Source organism: Methylobacterium sp. D53M (assembly GCF_053345625.1).
In genome coordinates, this window is the sequence record NZ_JBKFAL010000080.1 from 1 (window position 1) to 924 (window position 924).

The 924-nt window shown below is 71.1% G+C and carries 1 pseudogene; it reads left to right on the forward strand.

Annotation, left to right across the window (positions count from 1 at the left end):
* The first annotated feature begins 56 nt into the window (after window positions 1-56).
* A pseudogene (locus ACLBYG_RS31565) lies at window positions 57-905 on the forward strand (IS5 family transposase).
* Window positions 906-924 lie beyond the last annotated feature (19 nt).

Consider the following 924-nt stretch of genomic DNA (forward strand, 5'->3'; position numbering starts at 1 on the left):
CTAGGGCGTCTCTGCAAAGGGTTCACAGGCCGCGGGATCGGCCCCATGTGGGCCTGATGCGACGCGTTGAACTGACTGACGCGCAGTGGGAGCAGGTCGCCCCGCTGCTGCCTGCGCAGAAGCCGCGCATGGGCCGGCCCGCCGAGGATCACCGCCAAGTGCTCAACGGCATGCTCTGGATCCTGCGTACCGGTGCTCCCTGGGAGGACCTGCCGGCCCGCTACGGGGCGGTCGGAACCGTGTCGAGCCGGTTCTACCACTGGCGCAAGGCCGGCGTGTTCGACCGGCTGCTGCAGCGCCTGCAGGCGCAGGCGGACGCCCGCGGCGCCCTGGACTGGGATCTGCACTTCGTGGACGCCACGGTGGTGCGCGCCCACCAGCACGCCGCCGGGGCACGCCGGTCCGGCGCCATCGGGGGGTGAGGCGACCGTCGAGGGCGTGGGCGAAGCGCTCGGGCGCAGCCAGGGCGGGTTCTCCACCAAGCTGCATCTGCGCGCCGAGGGCGGCGGCAAGCCGATCGCGGCGGTGCTGACGGCCGGCGAGAGGCACGAGCAGTTCGCACTGGACGCCTTGATGGACAAGGGCGCGGTGCCGCGCTCAGGGCGAGGCCGCCCGCGCCTGCGGCCCCGTAGGACGGCAGGGGGACGGCAGGGGACCGGGGTTACTCGAGTCCGCCGGCGCGTTGTCGCCTCAGGCAGCGTCGGATCAAGCCGGTCATCCCGAGCCGCAAGGACCAGCCGCGTCAGCCCGACTTTGACAAGGCCGCCTACCGCGAGCGCAACAAGGTCGAGCGGCTGATCAACCGCCTCAAGCAGTATCGCCGCATCGCCACCCGCTACGAGAAGCGGGCTGCCAACTACCTCGCCATGGTCACCCTCGGCATGACCATGCTCTGGCTCACATGAGTTTGCAGAGACGCCCTAG